This is a genomic window from Cyanobacteriota bacterium (assembly GCA_027618255.1).
GTDB lineage: Bacteria > Cyanobacteriota > Vampirovibrionia > LMEP-6097 > LMEP-6097 > JABHOV01.
The window spans coordinates 1-8,264 of the sequence record JAQCFG010000071.1; the positions used below are offsets into that span (position 1 = coordinate 1).

At 37.3% G+C, this 8,264-nt stretch carries 7 protein-coding genes; 1 reads left to right on the forward strand and 6 read right to left on the reverse strand.

The genetic code is table 11. The features are described 5' to 3' along the window. Positions 1–137: 137 nt before the first annotated feature. The 5 genes from O3C63_08620 to O3C63_08640 form a co-directional block, all read right to left on the reverse strand. Positions 138–482 (reverse strand): rod-binding protein, encoded by a 345-nt coding sequence (locus O3C63_08620; protein ID MDA0772991.1) that lies wholly within the window; start codon positions 480–482, stop codon positions 138–140. A 2-nt stretch (positions 483–484) separates the two neighbouring features. Further along, the gene (locus O3C63_08625; GenBank protein MDA0772992.1) at positions 485–1,432 is read right to left on the reverse strand and encodes a hypothetical protein; all 948 of its coding nucleotides are present in this window, start codon (positions 1,430–1,432) and stop codon (positions 485–487) included. Positions 1,433–1,439: 7 nt separating this feature from the next. Then, positions 1,440–2,753 carry a flagellar basal body P-ring protein FlgI gene (locus O3C63_08630; GenBank protein ID MDA0772993.1) on the reverse strand — a complete coding sequence of 438 codons (1,314 nt, stop codon included), beginning with the start codon at positions 2,751–2,753 and terminating at the stop codon, positions 1,440–1,442. Between the two features lie 92 nt (positions 2,754–2,845). Continuing rightward, positions 2,846–4,954 carry a hypothetical protein gene (locus tag O3C63_08635; GenBank protein MDA0772994.1) on the reverse strand — a complete coding sequence of 703 codons (2,109 nt, stop codon included), beginning with the start codon at positions 4,952–4,954 and terminating at the stop codon, positions 2,846–2,848. Next, a complete protein-coding gene (locus O3C63_08640) occupies positions 4,909–5,220 on the reverse strand; it encodes a hypothetical protein (GenBank protein MDA0772995.1) in 312 nt (103 codons plus the stop codon). Before O3C63_08640 ends, O3C63_08635 begins: the two co-directional genes overlap by 46 nt. Before the next feature lie 208 nt (positions 5,221–5,428). On the opposite strand from O3C63_08640, the gene purB reads away from it, so the two are divergent. Beyond that, entirely contained in the window at positions 5,429–6,769 is a 1,341-nt protein-coding gene (gene purB / locus O3C63_08645) for an adenylosuccinate lyase (protein ID MDA0772996.1), read from the forward strand. On the opposite strand, the gene miaB is transcribed toward purB, so the two are convergent. Continuing rightward, positions 6,766–8,175, reverse strand: a complete 1,410-nt coding sequence (gene miaB, locus O3C63_08650; GenBank protein ID MDA0772997.1) for a tRNA (N6-isopentenyl adenosine(37)-C2)-methylthiotransferase MiaB — start codon at positions 8,173–8,175, stop codon at positions 6,766–6,768. The genes purB and miaB overlap by 4 nt on opposite strands. Positions 8,176–8,264: the final 89 nt, after the last annotated feature.

Genomic DNA, 8,264 nt, shown 5'->3' on the forward strand with positions numbered 1-8,264 from the left:
CTTCGCAGAAGCTTCCTACTTTGCGAAGATTGCTTTTTTGAAAATTCGTTTAGTCAAGCTTCGATGAGACAATAACTATAGATATATAAACATGCCCGTCTCCACTACGTTTCGACGCGGCGATGTTAAGACAAGGGCTAAAGCCCTTGTCTTAACATCGCATCGGCAATACCAAAATTGTTTGTTGAGTGTGAGATTTCTTTGGCTATGGCTTCATCCATAAATTGATAAAAAACATCCTGGGCAAGTCCGTCGTTAAACAAACCACCTTCCATTTTTGGACGCATCTCTTTAAGTGAGAGCTGGACAAACATAGCTTCAAAGTCTGCTGCAGTTTCTTTAGCTTTGGTTCTTTGTTGTTCTGGGCTTAGTAGTGAGTTGTTGTCAAAGTTTGTTTGATTTGCTTGTGGCTTGGTTTCAAGTGACGTTAAACGACCACCATTCAACAAGGCTTGAGATAGCACAGCTGGATTGATTTCCATGATTATTTAATTTCCTTTCTAAAATATTCTTGTTTACCGAAGCTATCAGTTAGTACTAACCAATACTTGGCGTTAGGCGTAGTAGGGTTAAATTCAAATTCATAAGTGCCATTTGAGGTTGCTGGAATAGATTTCTCGTCGTGGTAGCCATAAGCAAAGTTGGGTTGTACCGTGTAACCTAATCCATCAACTATTTTGAGATTACCCAATGGAATTGAATGTTTCATTTTGTTTTCAATTTCAACTGCTATTTTATTGTTTCTATAATTTGTAATATTGCCATTGACCATATATGTTTGCTCTACGTTAAGTTGCTGCTCTTTGTATTCTTGCTCTTCCATGGCTATTAGATTAAGTGTCATTGGTAAGCCTGGATTGATTTTGACTTCTTGTCCTTTTTTACCGATAAAGGAAATTAAGGATAGTCCTGCGCCAGTGATAGCACCAATGGCGACATTACTTGCGGTACTACCACTTGTGCCAAGTACTCCACCAAACTTGAAACCCACTGCTGCGCCCATTATCGCGCCGCCTGCTGTTTGACCAGCGGCGTTACCGACTACTTGTAAGTTGCTCCGTTTATGTTTTACCATCATGCCATCGGCACTGATATTTATATTGTGTACATTGTCTGGAAATATAATTTTTTGGAATTGAATATCTACTTTGCCGTCTCTATTAAATAGTTTAGCATTGTCTACTCTAACCACTGTGCCAATTACTCTACTGTTTTTGGGTATTAGGATTTCATTTCCGTTACCCATAATATTTTCAGTTATTCTTGCTGAAAAATGCTCACCAACTTGAGTTTCATTATTGATAGGCCATTCAGCAACTATCGGAATTGGGGTACTTTCAACTACACCGGTTTTATAGACTTCAGCATTTACTGATGTGCTAGAAATTATAAATATTATAATTGTAATTAGTAGTCTTTTCTGTTTCATCATAGTCTCCCTATATGATTTCAAGCTCCGCTTGCAAAGCCCCAGATGCTTTGAGTGCTTGCATTATCGAAATCAAATCTCTTGATGTGATTCCTATCTTGTTTAGTTCGTTAATTAGATCAGCAAGACTTGTTGCTTCTGCCATTTCTATATATCTAGTGTCGGTTTCGGTTAAATTGATTTCTGAATTACTAAAGTTTTGAGTTTTAATACCAGCCCCTGAGTTCTCATCTCCAGCTCCAGCGTTTGCTAGATTTGTATCAACTTCATTATCACTACCTGAGTTATTCACACTTGATAAATTGGCTAGAGTAGTTACGTTAGGTTGTGATACTTGATTATCTGTTTTGATAGTGATTGATATATTGCCATGAGCCAGTGCAACAGAGGAGAGTTTGACGTCTTGTCCAACTACAATTGTGCCGGTTCTTTCCATTATCACCACTTTTGCTTCATTATCAGCGTCTACTTTGATATCACCAATCTCTGCAAGTGCAGATACTGGATTATCTTCTGGTCCGTTTAGTTTGACTCTTACTGTTCTACCATCAATAATGGTTGCTTCTCTGTTAATTGCAGAGAAATTGATTGCTTGCGCTATTTTCTTGGTAGTACTAAAATCTATTTTGTCAGTTGTAAGGGTAATTCCTTCTGCTGTATTTAATACTGTTGGTAGTGGATATTCTATGATTCCACCTTTGGGAATTCTTCCTGAGTTTGGAGAGCCTTCTCTCACTAAAGAACCATTGGCTTCTATTTCATAGCCTGAGCTGATTACAGGTCCCTGAGCTGCTGCATAGACCTTCCCGTCTGCACCTTTGAGTAGTGTTTGTAAAAGAATGCCGCCACTTAAATTACGTGATGTACCAAATGAAGAAATATCAACATCAAAATGATCGCCTTCTTTAGAGTAAGGTGCAACCTTGGCTGTGATCATTACTGCTGCTACGTTACCTACAGAGCCGCCGTTGAGTTGTTTGAGTTGAGCAAGAATTTGTTGACCTGGGTTATTGGCATCGATATTGTTTACATTAATTTGGTTATTGACCAAAAATTCTTTGATGTTGACACCAAAGTTTTTGAGCATATTGATTTGAGCTAAATTTGTAGCTAAAGAATTTTTGTCACCACTATTACTTGGAAGACCAGAGACTAATCCGTAACCAACGAGATAATGATCTCTAAGTCCTTGTACCTTGGTGATGTCTTTAATACGAACAATAATTGCATTTGCATCTAAAGCAATAGAACATAGCAAGATTAGTGCCAGCGTCAAAGACTTAAGGCCAGAAAAATTATTCTGTATTGTTTTTTCACTAATCATAAAAAGACTCTTGGAGTCTATATGTTTTATAGGTAATTTGCGTTATATTATGTATCGTCTTATTTGCTTAGCTTTGTTAAACAGCATAGCCTCTATAGCTGATTTCTGTTTTTGAATTTGTTTGCGGTATCTTGTTCACCAATAGTCAAAAAGAACTGATAAGCCTTATTGAATGCGTCTTTGATGGTGATTCCTACTAGTCCTTCTTGACTAGATCCTGGCAAATTAGGTGCATCTTCCTGGTAGTCCTGTACTGCTACAAGCATCTCTAGGTAATAGGTTTTGGCTTTGTTTCTTAGGACATCTTCATTTTCTTGTCCTTGTCTTTCTATATAGTATCTATGATTCAAATCAGCCAAATAAAATAATGCTTTCCATAACAGATCTAGTAAATTCTCGCTACTGAAATACAATAGAGCTTGTTCAAGATGTCTCATGGCAATTGGATATGTTTGTTCGTTGAGAACAACATAGTTGAGCATTAATATTCCAACTAAAGTATCTGTGACTGCTGATTGTAATAATGCTTTTTCTTGTTGATAGAGTTGTTTGGCTTTAAGAAAGGCATTGAGCGCTTCTTCAAGCTTGCCTATTCCGGTAAACATATTGCCCATGGCTTGGTAGGTATCAGCTTCACCGGTTACATTCTCGAGATCTTGATAGAGTCGTATCGCTTTATTAAAGTAGTCTGTAGCGTTGGCTATCTTTTCATTATCTAAATTTGAATCTTCAAGGCTTAGGCGGATAGTTATAAATGCTAGATCAAGATACTTGGTAGCTTTAATTTCTTCATTACCTAACCTTGTTGCTAGTTGAATTATTTCATTGCCGAGTTTTTCAATTTTTTCTAAATCATTTTCTAGTAGCATGATTTGAAAATAAACATTTTGTGTGTACATTAATTGACTATAGCGATTCAGTTGTTTGAATATTTCACAAGCAGTTTCTATGTATGCTTTTGCAGTGTCTGTGTCTTCCCCTAGTTGTATCAGGGTGTTTGCAAGTATTTGATAGGCTTGTGCTACAAAGAAACTTGGTACCGTTGGTTTAATTAACGCATGTACATGTTCTTTAACAGTTTGATATTTACCTTTGATTGCAAATAGCGATATGCGCTGAACTGCAAGTCCATAATGCTCAAAAATCCCGCCGTTATTGAGCTTCGCTTCTGCTTTATCGAAGAATTGACTTGCATGTTTTACTTCACCATTGACAAGTGCCATTGACGCCATTGATTCATAGATAAATCCCTGAGCGATCAAATTATCTGTCTGATCAAAATTGATCAATGCTTTTTTGTAATATTCAAGTTCATTTAGTTCTTTGGCATAATACATGTAAGTCTCGCCCAGTCCGTTTTTGTTTTGATCTTGCCCGAATAGGATTTCTGCGTCTTTTGCCGCTTCTTTATCTTTAAATATCCTTGACTTCAGTAAGTAAAGTTTGGCTTTGGTTGATTGATATTTAGCTTTAGTGGAAAGTACAATTAAGTTATTTAATTGCTCGTGAATTATTGGTAGGTGGATATCATGGCTTAGTATTTGATCCTCTAGACCTAGCTCTATGCCTTGAATAGCGGCCAAGATTGCTTTGTCGTATTGTTTGTTTGCAAGTAACCTCGTGAAGACCTGCTCTAGTAATTCTTCAGGATCTGCTAAGTTTGTAAACCTCGCTAAGTAATTTTCTCCCCAATAAATTTTGGAAATCAAAATACTTTGTGCTTTGTAAATTAAGCTATCAATGTCGTCTGTCTCAAATTCGATTAGTCCTTTAGGGTTGGCGTCTGTAATAAACTGAATAAATAGTTTTAGTCCTTGATTGCCTTCACTTGCTTGTATCGTTTCTTTCGCTTGATTAATTTTGCCTTGTCTAAGTAACGGCTTTGTTGCTAGGTTGATTGCTAAATCCAACTCTTTTTGGGTATTAGCTTTAATTCTCAGTTTCTCTGCAAAAGCAGAAGCTAATATAAAGTCGTCTTTGAAGAAAGCATCCCAATAACTCTGTAGATCCGGATTGTTTTTAAATAGTTCTATATTAGATTTACTTTGAAAGTTCTCTTTGTCTTTACTGGTGGAACTAGTGCTTTGCACCGTTCCAATCTTTTGTGTGTCGACATCACTTGCAAAATAGTGTTTGGCAGGATGTCTATCTGGCCCTAAGCTGCACTGATCTTGCTCTTCTTGGTCGTTGTTTTTAGGCATTTAAGTGCTTCTTCTTTAAATCTAAGTCTTTTGGCTTCTAGATTTAATATCCCCGTAAAGAAGCTAATAGATGCTTCTGTTTTTAGTGATAGGTTTAGGATATCATCATCTATTTTGGCAAAGTGCTTTGCTAATTTGAGTTTTTTGATGCCTCGCTTGCACAGCTCCTCGACATTTGTCTCGTTTGTTTCAAGCCCAGCCTGAGCTATAAAATCTTGGTAAATCGCTTCATATGTAGCCGTTTTTGGTTCTGCTGTGTGTTTCATGTCTATTCCTTTCCTAGGTGAATAACCTGTATAGCTATATATCATAGCACATCTTAATCAGCTCTTAATGATAGATTCCTTAGATTTTTTTAATGTTCGGTCTGTCCTTGAATTAAGTCCTAGAAATACTCAAGTTTAACCCCATGATTGCCGATAAGCCTATATATAGAGTAATTATTGTACTCTCAGAAGGCAAATACACAAGCAAATGATAGATATATATACAAGGGCAGAGATGCAGCTCATTTGGGCTGACGATAATGTTTACCAGAAATGGCTAGACGTAGAAATTGCTGTCTGTGGAGCTTACAGACAAATTGGACGTATACCACGTTCTAGTTTTTTATCTATTCAAGACAATGCAAGATTTGATCTTACCAAAATCAAAGAATTGCAGGAGCGTGGTCAACAAGATATTACGGCTTTTTTGAATTCGGTTTCTGATTCTTTGAGTGAGGATGAAGCTGCTTACCTACATCTTGGGCTTTCTGCTTCTGATTTGAAAGATACTGCATTGAGTTTAACCATCAAAGAATCTGCTCAACTTTTGGATCAAGACATGTATGAGTTTATGGAGGCTCTTAAAGAATTAGCTATTAGTTATAAGAACACCGTATGTATTGGTAGAGTCAATGGTACTTATTCTGAACCTATTAGTTTTGGATTGAAGATGCTTGGTTACTATGATGACATCAGGCGTGCTCGTCATTATCTCAAAAATCTAGTTAATGAAGTTTGTGTTGCGATGTTCTCTGGTGCTACTGGGACTTTTGTTAATTTAGATACTGAAATTGAAACTCTGGCTGCCGCAAATTTGGGATTGAAACCAGCACTTGTAAGTACTCAAGTGATAGGAAGAGATAGGCTTGCAATGTTTGTCAATCAACTTGCCGTAATTGCTTCTATCGTTGAACGACTTGCAATTGAAATTCGTAATTTGCAAAGACCAGAAATTAGAGAACTTGAAGAACCATTTTTGCTTAAAATGGCTGCTAATAATGTATTGCCGCACCAGCGCAGTCCTTGGCGCTCAGAAAATGTTTGTGGTTTGGCTCGTGTGCTTCGTTCCTATACTACAGTTGGTTTGGAGAATATTGCACTTTGGCATGAACGTGATTCAACCCATAATGCTTCAGAAAGAATAATTTTGCCTGATGCATGCAAGCTGCTTGATTTTATTTTTTATAGAATGACACAAACGATGAAGGGCTTAGTGATTAACCCCAAACGTATGTATCAAAATCTAAATATGAATGGAGGAATTGTTTTTGCTAATCAAATTACTCTAAGGTTGGTTGCTAAATCTATGGATAGACAAATGGCTAAAGAATTAATTGATGGTTATGCACAAGAAGCTTGGGCTAATGATGATGGTGATTTCAAGAAACTCGTAATGAATTGTGAGCAGATTAGGAAAATATTTAATGAAGATGAAATTGAGACATGTTTTAAAGCTGATTACTATCTGCAAAATATTGACAAGATTTATGCAAAAATTTTTAGTGATAATGAAGAGAAGAAGAATTTAGAAGTTCCTAGCTATGCTTAAGCTAATTCCAAAACTTTAGCTAATTGCCCGCGCAGCGCCCAGGCATTGGCTTTGGTGATTTCAATTTTGCAAATTTTGCCAATGTATTGATCATGCTTTTCCGGATCACAATCGATATTTACTGTTTTGTTACTAAAGATTCTACCCATTAATCGAGCTGGATTACGAGCTGATGGACCTTCTATCAGTACGTCTTGGATAGTGCCCAAGAATCTCTGAGCTTGTTTTTCAGCTGTTTCTGTGATGACTGAATTTATAAATCTAATTCTCTCATTCTTTTCTGCTGCTGAGATTGGATCTTCCCAAGTTGCTGCTGGCGTAAATGGACGCGGGGAATAAACAGCCGTGTTGCAAGCGTCATAGCCAATAGTTTCGACTGCCTTAACAGAGTCCATAAACTGCTCGTGTGTTTCGCCTGGGAAGCCAACGATGATATCTCCTGTAATAGAAGCCTCTGGCATTAATTTGCGAATATAATTAATCAGCTCCATATATCTTGCAAAGGTGTAGCGGCGCGCCATTCGCTTGAGCACTTCATCGTTACCTGCTTGAATTGGTATATGAAAATATTTTGCGAGCTTGGGTAATTCAGCAACAGTTTCTATTAATTCATAAGTCATATCACAAGGGTGAGAGGTCAAGAATTTAATTCTTTCAATTCCGTTTACTTCATGCACTGCCCTAAGTAGAGTTGCAAAATTGGTTCCTATGTCAATGCCATAACCATCTACGTTTTGACCTAGTAAAACTATTTCTTTGTATCCTTCAGCTGCAAGACCTTCAATTTCTTGTTTCACTTCTGCTATTGATCTGGATCTTTGGTTACCTCTAGTTTTAGGAACGATACAATAGGTACATTTATAATTGCAACCATAAATGATATTGACCCAAGCAAAGTGTTTGGTTTTTCTAGAGACTGCTGTTTCTGGAATTAGTTCTGGTAGCTCCTCCCATATCTCAGCAACTTGTGGTCTTTTATATATGCCTTTATTGAGCTTGGCTTCTTTACTGCCGTTTGCAATCGCTTCTTCGTGCAAACTCTCTGCTTCAATAACCAAATCTGGTAAACGATGCAAGTTATGAGTACCTATAACTAGGTCTACTGTTCTTATCTCCTTGATAAGTTTTTCACCTTCTTGTTGAGCTACGCAGCCTGTTAGGGCTATCAAACTACCTGGTTTTCTCTGTTTGTCCCATTTGCCAACATAGCTAGCTGTTTTGGCTGCTGCATGTTCTCGAATACTACAGGTATTAAGAATCGACAGGTCGGCTTCTAACATTGATTCTGTTGGGTAATACTCAATCTCTTCGAGCATGCCAAACATTCTTTCTGTGTCAGCCATATTCATTTGACAACCTAATGTCTCAATAAATACTTTCTTTTTGGTTCTTTGTTTTATCTGCATCGGTTTAAACACTAATCTTAACGCAATGGCAAGTTTCGCAAGCTCACTTGCCTCTTTATTTAATGGATCTGTCTAGTTAAGCCATGCTT